This is a genomic window from Arthrobacter sp. EM1, from assembly GCF_029964055.1.
GTDB lineage: Bacteria > Actinomycetota > Actinomycetes > Actinomycetales > Micrococcaceae > Arthrobacter.
Genome location: NZ_CP124836.1, coordinates 119,455 through 138,798 on the forward strand (window position 1 = coordinate 119,455; position 19,344 = coordinate 138,798).

At 66.0% G+C, this 19,344-nt stretch carries 18 protein-coding genes; 5 read left to right on the forward strand and 13 right to left on the reverse strand.

Annotation, left to right across the window (positions count from 1 at the left end; translation table 11 throughout):
* Positions 1–92: 92 nt before the first annotated feature.
* Positions 93–392: a type II toxin-antitoxin system VapB family antitoxin gene (locus QI450_RS00605; RefSeq protein ID WP_226775013.1), complete on the forward strand. Its 300-nt coding sequence runs from the start codon at positions 93–95 to the stop codon at positions 390–392.
* Positions 385–1,062 carry a LytR C-terminal domain-containing protein gene (locus tag QI450_RS00610; protein ID WP_226775014.1) on the forward strand — a complete coding sequence of 226 codons (678 nt, stop codon included), beginning with the start codon at positions 385–387 and terminating at the stop codon, positions 1,060–1,062. Before QI450_RS00605 ends, QI450_RS00610 begins: the two co-directional genes overlap by 8 nt.
* Here QI450_RS00610 and QI450_RS00615 read toward each other — a convergent pair.
* The 11 genes from QI450_RS00615 to QI450_RS00665 form a co-directional block, all read right to left on the reverse strand.
* Entirely contained in the window at positions 1,059–1,697 is a 639-nt protein-coding gene (locus tag QI450_RS00615; protein ID WP_226775015.1) for a TetR/AcrR family transcriptional regulator, read from the reverse strand. The two genes, QI450_RS00610 and QI450_RS00615, sit on opposite strands and share 4 nt — an antisense overlap.
* 59 nt (positions 1,698–1,756) lie before the next feature.
* The gene (locus QI450_RS00620; protein WP_226775016.1) at positions 1,757–2,473 is read right to left on the reverse strand and encodes a DsbA family oxidoreductase; all 717 of its coding nucleotides are present in this window, start codon (positions 2,471–2,473) and stop codon (positions 1,757–1,759) included.
* Between the two features lie 55 nt (positions 2,474–2,528).
* Entirely contained in the window at positions 2,529–3,065 is a 537-nt protein-coding gene (locus tag QI450_RS00625; RefSeq protein ID WP_226775017.1) for a GNAT family N-acetyltransferase, read from the reverse strand.
* 76 nt (positions 3,066–3,141) lie between these two features.
* Positions 3,142–4,011, reverse strand: coding sequence for a biopolymer transporter Tol (locus QI450_RS00630; RefSeq protein ID WP_226775018.1), 870 nt, complete (start codon positions 4,009–4,011; stop codon positions 3,142–3,144).
* A 14-nt stretch (positions 4,012–4,025) separates the two neighbouring features.
* Entirely contained in the window at positions 4,026–5,021 is a 996-nt protein-coding gene (locus QI450_RS00635) for a sugar phosphate isomerase/epimerase family protein (protein ID WP_226775019.1), read from the reverse strand.
* A gap of 1 nt (position 5,022) precedes the next feature.
* Positions 5,023–6,180 carry a Gfo/Idh/MocA family oxidoreductase gene (locus QI450_RS00640; RefSeq protein ID WP_226775031.1) on the reverse strand — a complete coding sequence of 386 codons (1,158 nt, stop codon included), beginning with the start codon at positions 6,178–6,180 and terminating at the stop codon, positions 5,023–5,025.
* A 196-nt stretch (positions 6,181–6,376) separates the two neighbouring features.
* Positions 6,377–7,216 carry a carbohydrate ABC transporter permease gene (locus tag QI450_RS00645; RefSeq protein ID WP_226775020.1) on the reverse strand — a complete coding sequence of 280 codons (840 nt, stop codon included), beginning with the start codon at positions 7,214–7,216 and terminating at the stop codon, positions 6,377–6,379.
* A complete protein-coding gene (locus tag QI450_RS00650; protein ID WP_226775021.1) occupies positions 7,209–8,240 on the reverse strand; it encodes a sugar ABC transporter permease in 1,032 nt (343 codons plus the stop codon). Before QI450_RS00650 ends, QI450_RS00645 begins: the two co-directional genes overlap by 8 nt.
* 55 nt (positions 8,241–8,295) lie before the next feature.
* Positions 8,296–9,618, reverse strand: coding sequence for a sugar ABC transporter substrate-binding protein (locus QI450_RS00655; protein ID WP_226775022.1), 1,323 nt, complete (start codon positions 9,616–9,618; stop codon positions 8,296–8,298).
* A 57-nt stretch (positions 9,619–9,675) separates the two neighbouring features.
* Positions 9,676–10,818 carry a Gfo/Idh/MocA family oxidoreductase gene (locus QI450_RS00660; RefSeq protein ID WP_226775023.1) on the reverse strand — a complete coding sequence of 381 codons (1,143 nt, stop codon included), beginning with the start codon at positions 10,816–10,818 and terminating at the stop codon, positions 9,676–9,678.
* Positions 10,815–11,555: a sugar phosphate isomerase/epimerase gene (locus QI450_RS00665; protein ID WP_226775024.1), complete on the reverse strand. Its 741-nt coding sequence runs from the start codon at positions 11,553–11,555 to the stop codon at positions 10,815–10,817. The genes QI450_RS00660 and QI450_RS00665 overlap by 4 nt, the downstream gene beginning before the upstream one ends.
* Before the next feature lie 211 nt (positions 11,556–11,766).
* Between QI450_RS00665 and QI450_RS00670 the strand changes: the two genes are divergently transcribed.
* Positions 11,767–12,978: an ROK family transcriptional regulator gene (locus QI450_RS00670; protein WP_226775025.1), complete on the forward strand. Its 1,212-nt coding sequence runs from the start codon at positions 11,767–11,769 to the stop codon at positions 12,976–12,978.
* A gap of 106 nt (positions 12,979–13,084) precedes the next feature.
* Positions 13,085–14,278, forward strand: coding sequence for an MFS transporter (locus tag QI450_RS00675; RefSeq protein WP_226775026.1), 1,194 nt, complete (start codon positions 13,085–13,087; stop codon positions 14,276–14,278).
* Between the two features lie 211 nt (positions 14,279–14,489).
* Here QI450_RS00675 and aceB read toward each other — a convergent pair whose 3' ends face one another.
* On the reverse strand, positions 14,490–16,151 hold the full coding sequence (aceB, locus tag QI450_RS00680) for a malate synthase A (RefSeq protein ID WP_226775027.1): 1,662 nt from the start codon (positions 16,149–16,151) through the stop codon (positions 14,490–14,492).
* A 205-nt stretch (positions 16,152–16,356) separates the two neighbouring features.
* Positions 16,357–17,673 (reverse strand): isocitrate lyase, encoded by a 1,317-nt coding sequence (gene aceA, locus QI450_RS00685; protein WP_226775028.1) that lies wholly within the window; start codon positions 17,671–17,673, stop codon positions 16,357–16,359.
* 168 nt (positions 17,674–17,841) lie between these two features.
* Between aceA and QI450_RS00690 the strand changes: the two genes are divergently transcribed.
* A complete protein-coding gene (locus tag QI450_RS00690) occupies positions 17,842–19,326 on the forward strand; it encodes a helix-turn-helix transcriptional regulator (protein WP_226775029.1) in 1,485 nt (494 codons plus the stop codon).
* Positions 19,327–19,344: the final 18 nt, after the last annotated feature.

Genomic DNA, 19,344 nt, shown 5'->3' on the forward strand with positions numbered 1-19,344 from the left:
GACGGTGTGACAGATGGTTACCGTTTGGCCACAACCTCCCGCTAGGGGAGTGGTGGATTCCCTTGGCCAGCCAAGTTCCATAGGCTTGCCGGGTGATATTCAAAGCCGTGGGCGAGGGCCGCCCGTACCCCGACCATGGTTACCACACGCCTAAAGATTGGGCGTCGCTGCCACCGCGGCCGGTCCGGCTGGATGAGCTGGTGACCACCAAGCGCACGTTGGACCTCGAGGCGCTGCTGGCGGAGGACTCCACGTTCTTCGGCGATCTGTTTCCGCATGTGGTGGAATACCGCGGCGTCCTCTACCTCGAGGACGGACTGCACCGTGCCCTTCGGACTGCCCTGCACCAGCGCACTGCGATCCACGCACGCGTTCTGGTGATAAATGGCTAGGAAGCCGAAGGACGTCAGGGTCCTGCATGGGCACCAGGTCATCACCGGCGCGGATTTGCGAGCCACCTTTGTGGCGAATGATGAACTGCACGAGAATCCGGTCAGAATGCGGCGACGCATCCGCCACGGCGTTGTGCTGGTGCTGCTGGTGGGACTGGTTACGGCCGCGATTGTGGTGGCGGTCGCGATTATGAACGGGCAGATTAAGATTCCGACGGCGCAGCCCAGCCAGACGGCCGCGTCCGCCTGCCCGGCGGCGAGCTTTGACTACACGCCGCCGGAGAAGATCAACCTCAATGTCTATAACTCAACATCCCGCCCCGGTCTGGCCCGCACCGTGGCCGACGAGTTCGCGGCCCGGAAGTTCCTGGTCGGCGCCGTCGACAATTCGACGTCGGGCTACCGCGGGGTGGCGTTGGTTGTCTCCGGTGCCGCCGGCCAGTCCGCGGCGTTCAGCGTGCAGCGCAACCTGCCGGGCTCGGACTATTTCCAGGACGGGAGGACGGACCCCAGCGTGGACGTTGTCCTCACCGGGGACTTTAAGGAACTCGCGAAGCCGGAACTGGTCGATCAAACCCCCGGCAAGCTTAGCTGTCCGCGGGAGGGCCGCCGGGTAGTGGATGAGCCGGGTTCCATTACGCCTGCGGTCACGCCCGCTCCCGGCGGTTAGACGATTCGGCGGACGGGCCGGCCTTCGCCGTCAAACCGTGCACCGGCGCCCAGTTGGATAAAACGCACCGTCCGGGCCAGCCGGGTTTCTGCCTCGGCGTCCCCGGACGCACCGTCGCCACGGGCGGCACTGGATGAGAGGGTGCCGTGGATAAGCTGCGCCAGCTGGATGACGTCTGCGTCCGGCAGGTAACCCTGGGCCATGCCGGCCCGCAGGATGCCCTGCAACAGCTGGCTGAGCTCCCCTACGTGGCCGGCGAGTTTTGCGAACGATGCCGGCGAGAGCACTGTGGCCATTGCGGGTCCGGGTGGCAGGTGGCGCCGGCTGAGGTCCTCAACCTGGGCGCGGACGTAGCGGGCCAGACGGTCCACCGGGTTCTCCAAGGAATCCAGGGACTGCCTCAGGTCAACCAGAAAACGCCCCGTCTGATCCAGCGCGTACGCAATCAGCAGTTCTTCGATGTCCGCGTAGTAGTTGTAGACCGCCGTCCGGCCAATCCGGGCATGCCGTGCGACGTCGGTCATCGTCAGCCCCGGCAGGCCATGCGTAAAGAGGAGCTCGCCGAAACCGGTCAGGATACGCCGCTGGGTTTCGGCGCGTTGGGCGGCGTTGTTCGCCGCCGAAATCCTGGGCATACGGACACTTTAGCGCGATCTGTCAGCAAAATGCGCTATGTCGCCAGCCGCGGCAGCCGTTAGACGGCGCAACCATCCGGTCCGCAGGCCGCCGCAGTTTCAGCGGCGCCGCCGGCGCCGGCCGGGACCATCGTCAGGGGGCGGCTCTCCTGCCAGGCCTGTTCGAGGGCGTTGCCGAACGTCTCGGCGGGCTGGGCGCCGGAGAGCCCGAACTTGCGGTCGATCACAAAGAACGGTACACCGGTGATACCCAGCGCCCGCCCTTCTTCGAAGTCCAGCCGCACCTCATCGGCGTATTTGTCGGTGCTGAACAGCTCGTCCAATTCGGCAGCACCGATCCCCAGATCCAGACCCAGTGAGGTCAGGTAGTCCTGGCTGCCGATATCTTTGCCGTGTTCGAAGTGGTCGCTGAGCAGCCGCTCCTTCGCAGCATCCTGGAACCCGTGCGCGGCGGCGAGGTGGATCAGCCGGTGGGCGCTGAAGCTGTTCGCGACAACGACGTCGTCGAAACGGTAGTTGAGGCCCTCGCCCTTGGCCTGCTCCGCCACATGTGCGAACACTCCGGCGACCTGGGCCGGGGCCATACCCTTGCGGGTGCTCAAGTACTCCAGGGTCGTGCCGTCGTAGTGGTCCGGCAGGGAAGGATCCAACTGGTAGCTGCGCCAGAGCACCTGCACCGAATCGCGGTGCGGGAAGGCCGCGAGTGCGGTTTCAAAGCGGCGCTTGCCGATGTAGCACCAGGGGCAAGCGACGTCGGACCAGATTTCAATCTTCATATCCACCGCAACCCGCACCGGGCCGGCTCCATTCCCCCGGGCACTGTCGGGTTGGTCACGGGGTGAGCCGGCGTTCCATCACGAAGTCGTGTTCCACTGTGTTTCCGAGCGTAAATGATTTGGTGCCGACCCTGCGGAAGCCGGACTTCTCGTAGAACCTGATGGCGCGGGCATTCTGGCTGTTCACCCCGAGCCACAGTCCGCGGGCGCCGGCCGCCGCGGCTGCCCCGATACTCGCATGCATCAATTCGGCTGCGGCGCCGAGGCCGTGGTGGTCCGGATGCACGTAGCACTTGCTCAGCTCGGTCCACGGACGTTCTGTCAGGACCGCAGCGACGGCCGGGTCCCCGGTGGGGCGGGTGGCCAGGAGGCTGTAGCCCCGGAGGTCACCGCCGGCGTCGATCACCAGGACGGTGACCCCAGGATCGGCAATGTAGCTGCGGAAGTTGGCCTCGCTGAGTGTACTAGCGAGGTGGGCGGCGATGTCTTCCGGGGAAGAACCCGGCGGGCACGCCAGCGGGAAGGTGACGGCCGCGAGACCGGCCAGCCGGGCGGCGTCGTGGGCGGTTGCCGGTCTGATTACGTGCGTCATGCCCAGAACCGTAGCCCGCGGAAGCGGCGGCCTGCGCTTTGTGAAGCGTTGTTGCGCCCGGAGTCCGCTGCGGGAGTCAGCCGAGCGGGTACGCGACGTAGGCGAAGCGGGTTGAATCTGGAGACCAGCTGTTGACGTTGAGCGTCCCCTGGCCCCCGCGCAGGGTCCAGGTGTGCAGCGCGGTGTTCCAGTCCGCCGTCGAGACCGTTACGACCTCGACGGGCAGATCTGCCGGGTGGCCGACGGTACCTGCCGGGAACCGAAGATAAGCGGCGTGAAGCCCGTCGGGGGAAATATGCGGGAACCAATCGACTGTTCCGCTCCGCGTCAATTGCTCCAGCCCTGATCCGTCGCTGCGAACACGAGCGATTTGCGCGTGCCCGGGCCAGTCGCCGAAACTCTCGGTATTGAGGTAGATCCACTCGCCCTCCGGTGCGTATTCCGGCCCGTCGCAATGCCCCGGCCCGGTGTCAATTGTTGTCCCGGGTCCGCCCCCGGCCGGCATCGTGATGAGCAGACCCGGTTTCGCGAAATCACCCGCCGCAACCCCCACATAGGCGAGTTCGCGTCCGTCCGGACTCACGCCGTGCAGGAAGTGCGAAGACCCGTCGTGCTCCGTTACCCGGACCGCTTCCCCGCCCTGGATCGCCGCCCGGTAGATGTGGCCGTCATCGGCGGAGAGGTAGATGTGGTTGCAGCCGGGGGCCAGAACATGATCATTGTTCAGATCGGGGATGCCGGTGAGAGGGACCTGCCCGAGCGAGCGGCTGGACATGTCCAGCCGCCACAAGCCACCGGCACCGTTGAGGAAAAGCGCAGAATTGTCCGCTGCCCAGTTCGGCGCTTCCAGCAACACGGCGCTGGTGAGGATGAGCTCGCGGGCACCCGTGGTCAGGGACGCGATCCAGACTTCGCAGCGGTGGCCGGCTGCCAGCGCCCCGGGCACCAAGGACCCCTGACTTACTGCTTGAACGCGGCGTCGAAGGAGGTATTCGACGCCGGGAAGTCGAACCTCTTGAGCGCGGCGAGGGCTTCGGGGGCGCCGTGCAGCCGGTCCATGCCGGCGTCCTCCCATTCAATGCTGATCGGGCCGGTGTAGCCGATCGCGGTCAGGGCGCGGAAGGACGATTCCCACGGCACGTCGCCGCGGCCGGCGGAGACGAAGTCCCAGCCGCGGCGCGGGTCGCCCCAGGGCAGGTGTGAGCCCATAACGGTGTTCCGGCCGGTGGGGCGCAGCTTGGTGTCCTTGCAGTCCACGTGGTAGATCCGGTCCTGGAAGTCCCAGATGAAGGAGACCGGGTCGATGCCCTGCCACATAAAGTGGGAGGGGTCCCAGTTCAGCCCAAAGGCCTCGCGGTGGCCGATCGCCTCGAGGGTCCGGACTGTGGTCCAGTAGTCGTAGGCGATCTCGGACGGGTGGACCTCGTGGGCGAAGCGGACGCCGCATTCGTCGAAGACGTCCAGGATGGGGTTCCAGCGGTCGGCGAAGTCTTGGTAGCCGGCCTCGATGACCTTTTCCGGTACGGGCGGGAACATCGCGACGTACTGCCAGATCGAGGAGCCGGTGAACCCGACTACGGTGTCCACGCCCAGGGCCCTGGCCAGGCGTGCCGTGTGTTTCATTTCCTCGGCGGCTCGCTGCCGGACGCCTTCGGGGTCGCCGTCGCCCCAGACCTTGGCCCCGACGATGGCCTCGTGCCGGAAGTCGATCGGATCATCGCAGACGGCCTGGCCCTTGAGGTGGTTGGAGATGGCCCAGACCTTGAGGTTGTACTTCTGAAGCACGGCCAGTTTGGACTCGGCGTAGCCGGGTTCGTCCCAGCGCCAGGCGTCCAGGTGGTCCCCCGAGACGGCGATTTCCAGGCCGTCGTAGCCCCAGCCGGACGCCAGGCGCGCAACTTCCTCGAAGGGCAGGTCGGCCCACTGGCCGGTGAACAGGGTGTACGGGCGGGCCATGTCAGGCTCCTTCGGGGGCGGGGTTCGATGCAGGGATGCCGGCGGTCGGGTCGCCGGCGAGTTGGATGATGGAGCTTTTGGCCGCCGCACTTTCCTCCACTGCGGCCAGAATACGCTGGACGGTCAAGCCGTCCTCGAAGGACGGCGAGGGCTCGGAGCCGGCGCCGATCGCGACGAGGAAATCCCGGATTTCGTGGGTGAAAGTGTGTTCCCAGCCAATCACGTGCCCCTGCGGCCACCAGGCGGCGGCATAGGGGTGAACCGGTTCGTTGACCAGGATGCGCCGGAAGCCTTGTTCCCGGACCGGCACCGTTGCGTCCAGGAAACCCAGTTCGTTCAGCGACTCAAGGTCGAAGAGCAGGGAACCCTTGTCCCCGTAGATCTCCAGTTTGAGCGAGTTTTTCCGCCCGGTGGCGACCCGGGAGACTTCCACCGAGGCGACGGCTCCGGAGGCGAGCGAAAGCGTGGCCCAGGCGGCGTCATCGACAGTTACTTCTTCGAGTCCGTTCCGGCCGGGGCGGTGCGAGGTGAAGGTGTGCAGCCGGCCGGAGACCTCGGTGACCTGGTCGCCAAGCAGGAACAGCACCTGGTCGATGGCGTGCGAGGCGATGTCCCCCAGCGCACCGGAGCCCGCGGTGTCCTTGTTCAGCCGCCACGTTATGGGCGACGCCGGGTCAACGAGCCAGTCCTGCAGATATGCCGCCCGGACGTGCCGGATGGCGCCCAGCCGGCCCTCGCTGATCAGTTCCCGGGCCAGGGCCAGGGCCGGGACGCGCCGGTAGTTGAAGCCGATCATGGACTGGATACCCTGGCGCCGGGCCGACTTCGCCGCAGCGGTCATCGACTCGGCTTCGGCCAGGGTGTTGGCGAGTGGCTTCTCCACCAGCACATGCTTGCCGGCGGCCAGCGCGGCGACGGCGATCTCCGCGTGCATAAAGCCCGGGGCGCAGATGTCCACGATCTGGATGTCGTCGCGTCCGATCACCGAGCGCCAGTCGGTGGAGGACTCCGCCCAGCCGTACCTGGCGGCCGCTTCGGCTACCCCGGCCGCGTCCCGTCCGACCAGGACGCGTTGTTCGAAGGCCGGGACGTCGAAGTAGCTGGCCACGTTGCGCCAGGCGTTCGAGTGGGCCTTGCCCATAAACGCGTAGCCAATCATGGCCACGCCGAGCGGGGAACCGGCAGGGGAACCGGTTGCCCGGCCGGACGGGGTGAAGGTGCGGGTGCCGGGCTGCGCCGGCGGTGGCGTGGGCGCCGTCGTCATCTGATGCTCCTTGGAACTGGGGTGGCCGGGCCGCAACGGCGCATGCCGGGTCAAGGGGTGGGCCGGGTGGAATTCACTGCGTTTGCCGCGCCTACTTCACTGCCCCTGCCGACAGCCCGGCGACGAGGTGCTTCTGGACCAGGATGAAGCCGATGAGTACGGGCAGGCTGACCACCACGGACGCGGCCATCAACTGGTTCCAGAACACGTCGGATTCGCTGGCATAGGACTTGAGCCCCAGGGACAGCGTTTTGGTCGCCTCGTTGGTCAGGACCGAGGCGAACAGGACTTCCCCCCAGGCGGATATAAACGAGTACACCGCCACGGCGATGATGCCCGGCTTGGCCACGGGCAGGATGACCCGGAACAGGGCGCCCATCCGGCCGGTGCCGTCGATCATCGAGGCCTCTTCGAGTTCCTTGGGGATGGCGGCGAAATACCCGGTCAGCATCCAGATGGCGAACGGCAGGGTGAAGGTCATGTACGTGATGATCAGGCCCAGGTATGAGCCCTGGAGCTGCAACCCGGTGACGTTCCTGATCTGCGTGAAGATCAGGTACAGCGGCAGCAGGAACAGGATGCCGGGGAACATCTGGGTGGACAGCACCGTCAGGCTGAAGGCGCGCCGGCCGCGGAACTGCAGCCGCGCGACGGCGTACGCGGCCAGTACGGCGACGGTCACCGAGCAGACCGTGGCGGCCACCGTGATGATCAGGCTGTTCTGGAAATACTTGGCCAGCGGCACCGTGGTCCAGATATCGAAGTAGGGCGAAGCCGTGAGCTCGTCCGGGATCCACTGGAACAGCCCGGAGACGTCCTTGAGGGGCTTGAGCGAAGTGGACACAACGACGTAGAGCGGCACGGCCACCCAGAGGGACAAGATGGTCAGGACGATATTGCGCAGAATGCGGAAGTTGCGGGTCTCAATCATTGTCGGCCCCCTTGGGCAGCACCATGCGGATGTAGAAGAAGGACGCAATGAACAAAGCGATCAGGAGCAGTACGCTCATGGCGCCGCCCAGGCCGAAGTTCCAGCTGCCGAAAGAGTTCTGGTAGATCAGCGGCGAAACCAGGGTAGCTTCCTTCGGGGAGGCCGCGCCGAAGAGCACAAACGGGATGTTGAACTGGTTGAAGGTCCAGAGCGACATCACCAGCAGCAGCACGCCGTTCGCAGGGCGGACCATCGGCAGGGTAATGCTGCGGAATTGCTGCCAGAGCGAGGCCCCGTCAATCGAAGCGGCTTCATAGACGTCGGCGGGGACGGTCTGCAGGGCGGCCATCAGCATCAGGAACGCGAACGGCCACAGCTGCCAGACGTTCACCACGATCATGGCACCAAAGGAGTTTTGGCCCAGGAGCCAGAACGGACGCTCGTCCCCAAAAAGGTGCAGGGTGTCAACGAGGATCTGGTTCACGGCGCCGTCGCGCTGATTGAACATAAAGGCCCAGGCGATTGTGCCCACATAGGCAGGCAGGGCGTAGGGAACCAGGAAGAAGGTCCGCAGGATGGCGCGGCCCTTGAAATTGGAGGACAGGAACACCGCGCCGGCCATGCCCAGGACCCAGGAGAAGCCAACCACCGTCACGGTGTAGAGCAGGGTCCGGCCGACGGTGCTAAAGAACGCCTGGCCGATGGTGCTTTCGGGGTTCAGTCCGTTGACGAAGTTCTGCAGGCCGACGAACGGGGCGTTGAGCCAGTTGGTGAGGTTGAGCTGGGTGAGCGAGATAAAGGCAATCCACACCCCCAGAAGCATCGGGCCGATATGGATGAGCAGCTCGAGCAGGGCCGCTGGCAGGACAAGGCCGTAGGGGAGGAAGGACTTTTTCTTCTTGCGGACCGGCAATGCGGTCCGTGCCGCCGGAGGATCAGGAACAGGGCCGGAGGCGAGCCCTGGCTGCGGGGCGTCGCCGCCGCCGGGTGCGGGATCGCCGCGGTCCAATGCTGAGTGGGTCATGGAAGCTCCTTGGCCGAAGGTGCGGGGGCGTGGCCCCCGCACCTGTCAGGCATTGTTACTGGGCCGCAACCATCTGGTTGTTGGCATCCTTGAGGGCGGACTGGACGTCTGCTTCCGTGACGGTCCCGGTGGCAGCCTTGGCAAAAAGGTTCTTGATCGCGGTGCCTGTCAGCGTTTCCATCTGGCCTTCCTTCGGGATCAGCGGCATGGGCAGGGCATGGTTGGCCAGTGCGTCGTTCTTGAGCTTGACCTCGTCGGTTTGGAATGCGGCATCCGAGGAGACGCTGGAAACCACCGGCAGGGAACGGTAGGCCTTGTTCAGCGCGACCTGCTCGGCGTCGCTGGTGAGCCAGCCGGCCAGCTTGATTGCGTTTTCTTTGTTCTTGGAATTTTTGAACACGCTCAGGTTGATGCCGGCGACGTGGCTCTGGGTGCCTTCGGGTCCGCTGGCACCTGCCTTCATCATGGGGATGGGGGCAACGGCCCAGTCCGTGAAGCCGCGGGCCTCAAAGTTCTTAACCGGGCTCTGGTCGAAAACCATTGCTGCCTTGCCGTTGATCAGGTTGTCCACTTTCTGCGAGCCATCCGAGATTTCGGCGTCCGAGGGCGACATCACCTTGTCAGTTGCCATCAGGTCAACCCACTGCTTCACACCCTCGACCTGGGCGGCACTGTCAAACGTCGGTTTGCCGTCCTTGTCGAAGAGGGCGCCGCCGTTCTGCAGCCCGCGCACGAAGGCCTGGTGGGAGTTGGCGGAGACCGAGGCTCCGGCAGCCGTAAAGCCCCACTGGTCCGGCTTTCCGTCGCCGTTGGTGTCCTTGGTCAGCTTCTTGGCGTCTGCGACGAACTCATCCCATGTGACCGGCGGCGCCTCGATGCCGGCCTCCTTAAACATTTTCGGGTTGTAGTACATGTTGTACGCGAGCCCGTACAGCGGGACCGAGGTCGGGGCCTTGCCATCAGCGCCGCCGGTGGACCAGCTGGTCTGCAGGAAACGGTCCTTGCCGCCGACAGCTTCGAGCAAGGCACCCTCCACCGGCTCAAACGCGCCGGTTTCCTGCAGGGTGACTGCCCAGGTGTTGCCGATGTTCAGGACGTCGGGGCCGTCGCCGCTGGTGACGGCGGTCAGGATGCGGTTGTACAAGTCGCTCCAGCCGATGACCTCGAGCTTGACCTTCACTCCGGTCTTCTCGGTGAAACGGTCCAGGCTGGGCTTGAGCTTGGCCGCGGTGTCCTCGAGGCTGTTGCCCTGGTTGGAGGCCCAGTAGGTGATGGTGTCACTGTTGGTTGCCTGGCTGCTGCCGCCGCAGGCGGTCATGCCGAATGCCAGCGATGCCGTGGCGGCCAGGGCCGACAGGACTTTAATGGGGTTCTTCATGGTTGCTCCGGGTTTCTCGTCGTCGAGCTGGGGCTGGTGTATAGGGTCGGGCTGGGACTACCGGGCAGCGAGTGTCGCCGCGGTCGGATCCCAGTCCTCGGGTAGGGCAGGGACCTTGGCGGCGGAGCTTTCGACCTCCACGAAGGCGCGGGTGTCGATCGAGTCGGAGATGGCGGCCATGGTGTCGAGGATGTGGAATGCCAGCTCACCCTGGGCCCGGTGCGGCCGGCCCGCGCGGATGGCGCGGGCCATTTCCAGCACCCCTGCGCCGCGGCCGGCGGTGGAGCCGATGGACGGGACGGTGGTCCAGTCGTCGGAGCCAAGCGCGCAGATCCGGATGTCGCCGTCGAAGTTGTTCGGGTCCGGCAGGGCGATGGTGGCGTCGGAGCCGGTGATTTCCACAAAGCCCGCGCGCTTGAACGGTGAATCGAAGCTGAAAATGCTCTGGCCGGACTCGCCGCCTTCGAACTCCAGGATGGAGCTGACGTGCGTGGGGACGGTGACGGCGAATTCCTCGCCGGCCTTCGGTCCGGAACCGATGACCCGGGTTTCGCGGGACGTGGAGCCGAACGCCGCCACCCGTCGGACACTGCCGAAGGTCTGGACCAGGGTGGTGAGGTAGTACGGGCCAATGTCGAACAGGGGACCGGCGCCGTCCTGGAAGAGGAATGCGGGGTTCGGGTGCCAGGACTCCGGGCCGGGCGACTGCATTAGGGTCAGGGCCGTCAGTGGTGTGCCGATGTCGCCGCGATCGATCATCCGGCGCGCGGTCTGCAGCCCCGCGCCGAGGAAGGTGTCCGGGGCGCAGCCGAGCCGAAGACCGGCGGCGTCGGCCGCCTTGAGCAGTCCGCGGCCGCTTTCGCGGTCCAGCGAGAAGGGCTTCTCGCTCCAGACGTGTTTGCCGGCGTTGACGGCCTGGGTGGCCACCTCGACGTGGGCTGCCGGGATGGTCAGGTTGATGACGATCTCGACGTCGGGGTTGCCCAGTACGGCGTCGACTCCGCCGTGGTTTTCAATCCCGTACTCGGCTGCGCGGGCGGCGGCAGCCTCCTCGAAGAGGTCCCCGATCGCGACGACCCTGACGTCCGGGAAGCTCGTGAGGTTATCCAGGTATTGCTTGCTGATGACCCCGGCGCCGATAATGCCGACGCCGACAGGTCCCGATCCAAGCGGGCCGGACGCTGCTGCTGAGTGGCTCATGCGGAGACCTTCCCGGCGCTGAGGTAGTTGTAGCTGTCCCGGACCGCGTCGAACATGTCGCCCTGGAAATCGTCCAGTTCGATCACACCGGCTTCGAGGGATCCTGCCGCCGCGAGTACGTCCCAGACCGGCATCTTGCCGTCACCCACGGCGAGTTGGCTGGCGGGGTCGGCGGTGACGGGTCCGTCCTTGATGTGGATGAACTTCACCCTGTTGCCCAGACGGGCGAGGAGGCCGGCCGGATCCTGGCCGCCGACGGCAGCCCAGTACGTGTCGAGCTCGAGGACGACCTCCGGGTCCAGATGGTCGGCGAGGTGCTCCAGGGCGGTCCTGCCGTCGATCACCGACTCAACTTCCCACCAGTGGTTGTGGTAGCCGACGCGGACGCCATAGCCGGCACCTTTGGCGGCGGCGGCGTTGAGCTGGGATGCGGTCTCCTTGATGTCCTCGATCGTGTTCCAGCGCTCGATCGGAACGTGCGGATCGATGACGGTGCCGATGCCCAGCTGCCGTGCCGCCGCGAAGATGGCGTCCTGATCATCGCTGAGCAGGGGCGCGTGGCCGGAAGGTGCGGTGAGGTTGTTCTCGGCCATGGCCTGCTTCAGTTCAGCGGCTTTGGCGACGAAACGATAGGGCTCAACCATGGTGAAGCCGATGTCGGCCAGGCGCTGGATGGTTCCAGCGAGATCCTCTTCAAGGGCCTTGCGGACCGTGTAGAGCTGGATCGAGTATGACACTGTCTCTCCTCGTCGTTGGGGTGTGAGCTGCAGCTGTTTTTACTGGACCGCCCGACGCACCTTCGTGGGGCGTCCGGTTCAGTCAGGCAAGTGAGCCGCCTCACACCCCAAGCTAGAACGACTTATGCTGACCGTCAAGCAAAAGTTGCAAACTTAGTGCCAGTCTTTCTTCAAGGTGACATGCATAAGAACTTCGTGCTATCACTTACTCATGAGTACGACCACCGGCGCCGAACCCGCCGCGCCCGAGGCCGCCGGCAGCCTTTCCCGAGCCGGTGACCTGTTTCAGTTGTTGCGCGACGGCAAGGCCCGCACCCGCGCCGAACTGGCGCTCACCACCGGCCTGGCCCGCTCCACTGTCGCATCCCGCATCGACGCGCTGATGCATTCCGGACTGGTGGGGCCCGCCGGCGAGGCCAGCTCCAGTGGCGGCAGGCCGCCGTCGCGCTTTGCCTTCAACCCGGCCGCCCGCGTTGTGCTGGCGGTCGACGTCGGAGCCACGCATATGATCATCGCCGTTACGGACCTGGGTGGCACCGTACTGGCGGAGCGTCGGCTGACCCAGGATGTCGCCGACGGCCCGGATGTTGTGCTGGACCGTCTCGTCGCCGAAGGGACCAAGCTGCTGGGCCAGGCCGGCCGCGGCAGGGACGACCTCGCAGGCGTCGGCATCGGACTGCCCGGCCCCGTGGAGCACGGCACCGGAATGCCGGTGAAGCCGCCCATTATGCCCGGCTGGGACGGGTTCGACGTCGTCCGGCACGTCCGGCGCTCGCTGCCGGTCCCCGTGCTGGTGGATAACGACGTTAACATCATGGCGTTAGGGGAGCGGACCGGCTACTGGCCGGAACACGAGAACTTCCTCTTTATCAAGGTGGCCACCGGCATTGGCGCCGGCATCATCAGCAGCGGCCAACTCCAGCGCGGCGCCGACGGCACGGCCGGAGACCTCGGCCACGTCCGGGTGCCCCGCGGCGACGAGGTGCTCTGCCGCTGCGGCAACTACGGTTGCCTTGAGGCGCTCGCCTCCGGCCCCGCCATCGCGCACGGCCTGGCGCTCCAAGGCCTGCAGGCGGAAAACGGCGGCGACGTGCTGCGGCTTGTGGCCGGCGGAAACCTGCAGGCGATCCAGGCGCTGCGCCAAGCCGGCCGGGACCTCGGCGACGTCCTGGCCACCGTGGTGAACCTGCTTAATCCTTCGGTCATCGTGATCGGCGGAAGCCTGGGCCAGGCCGGCGAACACCTGATGGCGGGGGTCCGGGAGGTGGTCTACCGGCGTTCGCTGCCGCTGGCCACCACCCACCTGCGGATCGGCCTGTCCATGGCCGGGGACCAGGCCGCCATCCTGGGCGCCAGCCAGATGGTCACGCAGTACGTCCTCTCGCCGGCAGCGATCGAGGCGACCCTGCAGGCGGCAGGCTAACACTCGGGTTCGGGGACCTGTCATAAACGCCTGCCCGGCCGTGGCCCGTGATAGCAATGGGATTGATGAAAGCATATTTCCGCCCGCCGGCCGGGCTGCGGCAGCCATGAGCGCCAACGTCCTCGCCAAGGTGCCGCGCAGCTGGATCCTGCTGGCCGCAATCGGGCTCATCGCCCTGAACATGCGCGGCCCGTTCGTGGCCGTGGCGCCGGTGGTCGGCCTGATGCAGCAGGAACTCGGCTTCTCTCCGGTGGAACTGGGCCTCCTGACGGGCATCCCGGTGCTGTGCTTCGCCCTCGCCTCCCCGCTCGCCTCGCTGACCGGGCGCAAACTCGGCGCCGAAGCCGCCATCAGTCTCACCCTCCTGGGGGTGCTGCTGGGCATCATTGTCCGTTCCGCCGGCAGCGGCGCCACGGTTATGCTGGGCACCGCGATCCTCGGGATCGCCATCACGATCGGCAACATCGCCGTGCCGCTGATCATCCGGCGGGACTTTGCACCGGCCCGGCAGGCCACCGCGATGGGCATCTACACCGCGGCCCTTAACATTGGCTCCTTTGTCACCGCCATGGTGATGGCGCCGCTGGCCGGGATGCTTGGGTGGCGGCTGGCCCTTGGCGCCTGCGGGCTCTTCGCCGTCGCGGCCGTGCTGGCCTGGCTGTTCGCTTTCGGCAACCGGGCATTCCGCCCTGAACCCGTCCCAATGCCGGACGCGGGACGCGCCGGGATCAAGCGCGCGTCGCGCTGGATTACGGTCGGACTGACCGTGGGATTCGCCGGGCAGGCGTTCTCTTACTATGGTGTGACCGCGTGGCTGCCCAGTATCCTCGCCGACGAGCTGGGCATGACGGCCGATGGGGCCGGCGCCGGGTCCTCACTGTTCCAGATTCTCGCCATCGTCGGCGGTCTGGGGGTTCCGCTGGCGGCCCGTTTCGCCAGTACGACGGCGGTCGGACTCACTTTGGGATTGTTGTGGCTGACCGTCCCGGCGGGCCTGCTGCTCTCGCCCGGGCTGTGGTGGTTGTGGTCCTCGTTCGGGGGCATCGCCCAGGGCGGCGGCATCACCCTGGTTTTTATTGCCATCATCCGGCTGGCCCGGGATCAGGCCTCGGCCGGCCGGATGTCCGCCGTGGTGCAGGGGGTCGGCTATTCCTTTGGCGCGCTGGCGCCGACCCTCCTGGGCTATGTAAACGGCGTCTCGGGGTCCTGGACCGGGCCACTGCTGATGGTGCTCGGCTCCGTGGCGATGTTCATCCTGGGCACCGCTTTTTCGCTCCGTCACGTCCCGAAAGCACACTGAACCGGGCGCACCGCTTCCGCGGAGGGACAGCCAGGGCCCATATTCCCTGGGGAACATGGGCCCTGGCTGTTACTTCCCGACGCCGTCGTCGAGTTGCTGCGGGGGTCTTCCGTCGCTGGGCCGCCGCCCCGGATCTCGGGGGTGCCTGTTGCGAAGGGCGTGGCAGCCCAGCAGACGGAAATCTTTACCTTCCGGGGGTCCGGTCCGGACCTCAGGCGGGGGCGAGTGCGGGGTCCTCGACCGGGAGCTCACCGTCGCGCGCTTCATGCAGGAACCGGTCGTAGGCCGGCAGGGTCAGGAATGCCGGGAACGACGGGGTGAGCGTGACTTCCTCGAAGATGTCCCGGGCGTCGGCAAAGCGGTCGCCCTCGAAGCGTTCCAGCTTGGTGAACTCCTCATCCAGCATGTCCTCCACCCATTCGCGGGAGATGACCTCGCCCTGGTCCGTGATGGCACGGGAGAAGATCCACTGCCACAGCTGCGAGCGGGAAATCTCCGCGGTGGCGGCGTCCTCCATCAGGTTGTGGATGGCGACGGCGCCGTTGCCGCGAAGCCAGGACTCGATGTAGCGGATGCCAACTTCGATGTTGTTCCGGATGCCCTGCTCGGTGATGGTGCCGGTGGTGGCGGCGATGTCGAGCAGTGCGCGGTCGTCCGGGGTGACGTCCTCGCGGAGCCGGTCCAGCTGGTTCGGGCGTTCGCCCAGGACGCCGTCGAACACTTCACGGCAGACCGGAACCAGGTCCGGGTGCGCCACCCAGGAGCCGTCGAAGCCGTCGCCGGCCTCGCGGGTCTTGTCGGCACGGACCTTCTCGATGGCGATCGCGTTGGCCTCGGCGTCCTTGCGGTTGGGGACAGCCGCCGCCATGCCGCCGATCGCCATGGCACCGCGTTTGTGGCAGGCCCGGACCAGCTGTTCGGTATAGGCACGCATAAACGGCTGCGTCATGGTCACCTGGCTGCGGTCCGGCAGGACAAAACGCGGGCCGCGGGTGCGGAAGTTCTTGATCAGGGAGAAGATGTAGTCCCAGCGGCCGGCGTTCAGACCCGCGGCGTGGTCCTTGAGCTCGTAGAGGATTTCCTCCATTTCGAACGCGGCGGTGATGGTTTCGATCAGCACGGTGGCGCGGATGGTGCCCTGCGGGATGCCGAGCAGGTCCTGGGCGAGGATAAAGATGTCGTTCCACAGGCGGGCTTCGAGGTGGTTCTCGATCTTCGGCAGGTAGAAGTACGGACCCTTGCCCTGCGAGATCAGGCGGCGGGCGTTGTGGTAAAAGTACAGGCCGAAGTCCACGATGCCGCCGGCGATCGGGGTGCCGTCAATGAGCATGTGCTTTTCCGGCAGGTGCCAGCCGCGGGGACGGACCACGATCGTCGGCAGGTCCGCGGCGGGGTGGAGTTTGTATTCCTTGCCCTCGGTTGAGGTGAAGTCGATCCGGCGCTCCAAGGCGTCGATGAGGTTGAGCTGGCCCTGGATGACGTTGCGCCACGACGGGGTGGAGGAGTCCTCCATGTCCGCGAGCCACACCTTCGCACCGGAGTTCAGCGCGTTGATGGTCATCTTTTTGTCCACCGGGCCGGTGATCTCGACTCGACGGTCCGTCAGGCCGGGGGCGGGCGGGGCGACGCGCCAGGTCGGATCGTTGCGCACGGACTCGGTCTCGCTCAGGAACCGCGGGTCCTGGCCCTTGCCGATCTGCTGGCGGCGGTCACGGCGGGCCTGCAGCAGCTCCAGCCGACGTTCCGCAGTGGCCTTGTGCAGCTTGCCAACAAAGGCCAGCGCGTCCGGCGTCAGGACCTCGCTCTGCCGGCAGATGGGCTGGGCCGTCAACGTGATTCCGTTGATGGTGAAGTTGTCAGTGAAACTGTTCATTTCAATCTCTCCCTAGAGAAGAAGCAAGTTCGAGGGCGGCTGGCGACGTGCGTACCAGGCCGAAGGTGCCGGTGTTGCGGCAGCCTGCGTAAAAGGGGCCCCATTGCCGCCCCGCGATGTGGAAACGAAGCAGCGGCGGCAATGGGGAATAGCAGGCAGAGCAATGCCGGACCGAAGGCCGGACGGAGGCACCGCCGTCGGGTGTCTAGTGGAACTGGCCTTCTTCGGTGGATCCCACCAGGGCCAAGGTGGATGCGTTCGGGTTGAGCGCGGTTGCGATGTCGTCGAAGTAGCCGGTGCCAACTTCGCGCTGGTGTTTGGTCGCGGTGTAGCCGCGGGATTCGGAGGCGAATTCCTTCTCCTGCAGCTCGACGTAGGCGCTCATGCCTTCCCGGGCGTAGCCGTGGGCGAGATCAAACATCGAGTAGTTCAGGGCGTGGAAGCCGGCCAGAGTGATGAACTGGAAGGTGAAGCCCATGGCGCCGAGTTCGCGCTGGAACTTGGCGATCGTGGCGTCGTCGAGGTGCTTCTTCCAGTTGAACGACGGCGAGCAGTTGTAGGAGAGCATCTGGTCCGGGAAGTCTGCCTTGACGGATTCGGCGAACTTACGTGCCAGCTCCAGGTCCGGGGTGCCCGTTTCCATCCAGATGAGGTCGGAATACGGGGCGTAGGCCTTGGCGCGGGCGATGCAGGGTTCGATCCCGTTGCGGACCTTGTAGAAGCCTTCCGCGGTGCGCTCGCCGGTGACAAATTCCTTGTCCCGGTCGTCGACGTCGGAAGTGATCAGGGTGGCTGCCTCGGCGTCGGTGCGGGCGATGATGACGGAAGGGGTGCCCGCGACGTCGGCTGCCAGGCGGGCGGCGTTCAGTGTGCGGACGTGCTGCTGGCTGGGGATCAGGACCTTGCCGCCGAGGTGGCCGCACTTCTTCTCCGAAGCGAGCTGGTCTTCCCAGTGCACTCCCGAGGCGCCGGCCTGGATCATGGACTTCATCAGTTCGTAGGCGTTCAGCGGCCCGCCGAAGCCTGCCTCGGCGTCGGCGATGATCGGGACCATCCAGTCCTCAACGGTCTGGATGCCTTCGGAGAACTCGATCTGGTCGGCGCGGAGCAGGGCATTGTTAATACGCCGGACCACAGTGGGCACCGAGTTGGCCGGGTAGAGGGACTGGTCCGGGTAGGTGTGGCCGGAGTTGTTGGCGTCGGCCGCAACCTGCCAGCCGGAAAGGTAGATGGCACGCAGGCCGGCCTTGACTTGCTGCACTGCCTGGTTGCCGGTCAGTGCACCCAAGGCGTTGGTGTACTTGCCTTCCTTGTGCTCGGCGGTGAGCTGCTTCCACAGCTTCTCCGAGCCGCGGCGTGCCAGTGTGTGTTCCTCGGAGACACGGCCGCGCAGCCGGACGACGTCGGAGGCCTTGTAGTCCCGGGTGACACCTTCCCAGCGCGGGTTGGCGGCCCACTCGAGCTCCAGGGCCGCGGCTTGCTCAGCGGGCGTCTGCTGGGTGGGCTCAAATGCTGCAGTCATCTTTGTCTCCTTGGTGGGTCCGGGACCGGGTGCGCTGCTTCTTCGCAGAGCCCCTGGCTGATCCGGAGCGGTGTAACTTTTCCGTAAGATCCACTTTTCTGCACTTCCACGCATCTTTCTAGACCAAAACCATGGAAAGAAATGAACTTCTTCGCGTATTCTTAAGAAATGCACCCCGCCAGTTGGAACCGTCCCGCATCCGCAGCGACCGCCCCCGCCGTCCCTGAAGTCGACGTCATCAGCATGGGCCGCCGGGTCCGGCACCTCCGCAAGGCCGCCGGACTCACTCTTGATGACCTGAGCGCCACGGTGGGAACGGCCCCCAGCCAGCTGAGCCTGATCGAGAACGGAAAGCGCGAACCCAAGCTCGGTCTGCTCCAGCAGCTGGCGGGGGCCCTTGGTGTCAGCATCGACGAGTTGCTCGGTGCGGAACCGCCCAACCGTCGCGCGGCCCTGGAGATTGAGCTGGAGCGCTACCAGCGCAGCCCCATCTATGAGTCGCTGAAGCTGCCGACGATCCGGATCAGCTCCCGGCTGCCCATGGATGTGCTGGAGTCCATGGTGGGGCTCCAACACGAGCTGGAACGGCGGCTCAACGAGCAGGTGGCGACGCCGGAGGAGGCCCGCCGCGCGAACGGGAAGCTGCGCGCCATGATGCGCGAGCGGAACAATTATTTCCCGGAGTACGAGGCGGAAGCGCAAAAGGTCCTCGCCTCCGTCGGCCACACCAGCGGCCCGCTCTCCCACCACGTCATCGCAGACATTGCCGGGCATCTCGGGTTCAGCCTGCACCACGTGGGCGACCTCCCGCACTCCACTCGTTCGGTGACCGACCTCAAGAACCGCCGGATCTACCTCACCCAGAACGCGCGCAGCGACCATGATCCGCGCTCGGTGCTGCTGCAGGCACTGGGCCACTATGTCCTGGGGCACCAGACCCCCACGAACTACGGCGACTTCCTGATGCAGCGGGTGGCCACCAACTACTTTGCTGCTGCGCTGCTGCTGCCGGAGCAGGCCACCGTGGAGTTCCTGCAAAAGGCCAAGCAGGCCAAGGAGATCTCGGTGGAGGACATTCGGGACGCCTTCGCCGTGTCGTATGAGACCGCGGCGCACCGCTTTACCAACCTCGCCACCGAGCACCTGGACCTGCGGACGCACTTCCAGAAGACGCACAAAAGCGGCATTATCTACAAGGCTTACGAGAACGACGGAGTGACGTTCCCGCAGGACCACACCGGCGCCATCGAGGGCCAGCCGTCCTGCAAGAACTGGACCTCCCGGGTGGTTTTCGATGTGCCGGACAAGTTCAGTGCCTACAACCAGTACACCGACACCCCGGCCGGGACCTACTGGTGCACGGCGCGCACGGAGCGCTCCGCGAACGGGGAGTTCTCGCTCTCCGTGGGTGTCCCGTATGCGCAGGTGAAGTGGTTCCGCGGCCGGGAAACCACCGAGCGGTCCACGTCGACCTGCCCGGATGAGAGTTGCTGCAAGCGTCCGCCGGCCGCGCTGACCTCGGAGTGGGCCGGCAATGCCTGGCCCTCCGCACGGGCCCACTCGCACCTGCTTGCAGCGATGCCGCCGGGCGCCTTCCCCGGCGTGGACGAGACCGAGGTCTACTCATTCCTGCAGGCGCACGCGGGGAACTAGCTGGGCACTGCCAGGACC

What these genes read in the sequence shown, in the direction of transcription:
- QI450_RS00620 (WP_226775016.1), bottom strand. Translation starts at nt 2,473, where the DNA reads ATGAAGATTGAAATCTGGTCCGACGTCGCTTGCCCCTGGTGCTACATC.
- QI450_RS00610 (WP_226775014.1), top strand. Translation starts at nt 385, where the DNA reads ATGGCTAGGAAGCCGAAGGACGTCAGGGTCCTGCATGGGCACCAGGTC.
- QI450_RS00690 (WP_226775029.1), top strand. Translation starts at nt 17,842, where the DNA reads ATGCACCCCGCCAGTTGGAACCGTCCCGCATCCGCAGCGACCGCCCCC.
- QI450_RS00650 (WP_226775021.1), bottom strand. Translation starts at nt 8,240, where the DNA reads ATGACCCACTCAGCATTGGACCGCGGCGATCCCGCACCCGGCGGCGGC.
- QI450_RS00660 (WP_226775023.1), bottom strand. Translation starts at nt 10,818, where the DNA reads ATGAGCCACTCAGCAGCAGCGTCCGGCCCGCTTGGATCGGGACCTGTC.
- QI450_RS00615 (WP_226775015.1), bottom strand. Translation starts at nt 1,697, where the DNA reads ATGCCCAGGATTTCGGCGGCGAACAACGCCGCCCAACGCGCCGAAACC.
- QI450_RS00675 (WP_226775026.1), top strand. Translation starts at nt 13,085, where the DNA reads ATGAGCGCCAACGTCCTCGCCAAGGTGCCGCGCAGCTGGATCCTGCTG.
- QI450_RS00625 (WP_226775017.1), bottom strand. Translation starts at nt 3,065, where the DNA reads ATGACGCACGTAATCAGACCGGCAACCGCCCACGACGCCGCCCGGCTG.
- aceB (WP_226775027.1), bottom strand. Translation starts at nt 16,151, where the DNA reads ATGAACAGTTTCACTGACAACTTCACCATCAACGGAATCACGTTGACG.
- aceA (WP_226775028.1), bottom strand. Translation starts at nt 17,673, where the DNA reads ATGACTGCAGCATTTGAGCCCACCCAGCAGACGCCCGCTGAGCAAGCC.
- QI450_RS00655 (WP_226775022.1), bottom strand. Translation starts at nt 9,618, where the DNA reads ATGAAGAACCCCATTAAAGTCCTGTCGGCCCTGGCCGCCACGGCATCG.
- QI450_RS00640 (WP_226775031.1), bottom strand. Translation starts at nt 6,180, where the DNA reads ATGATTGGCTACGCGTTTATGGGCAAGGCCCACTCGAACGCCTGGCGC.
- QI450_RS00670 (WP_226775025.1), top strand. Translation starts at nt 11,767, where the DNA reads ATGAGTACGACCACCGGCGCCGAACCCGCCGCGCCCGAGGCCGCCGGC.
- QI450_RS00645 (WP_226775020.1), bottom strand. Translation starts at nt 7,216, where the DNA reads ATGATTGAGACCCGCAACTTCCGCATTCTGCGCAATATCGTCCTGACC.
- QI450_RS00635 (WP_226775019.1), bottom strand. Translation starts at nt 5,021, where the DNA reads ATGGCCCGCCCGTACACCCTGTTCACCGGCCAGTGGGCCGACCTGCCC.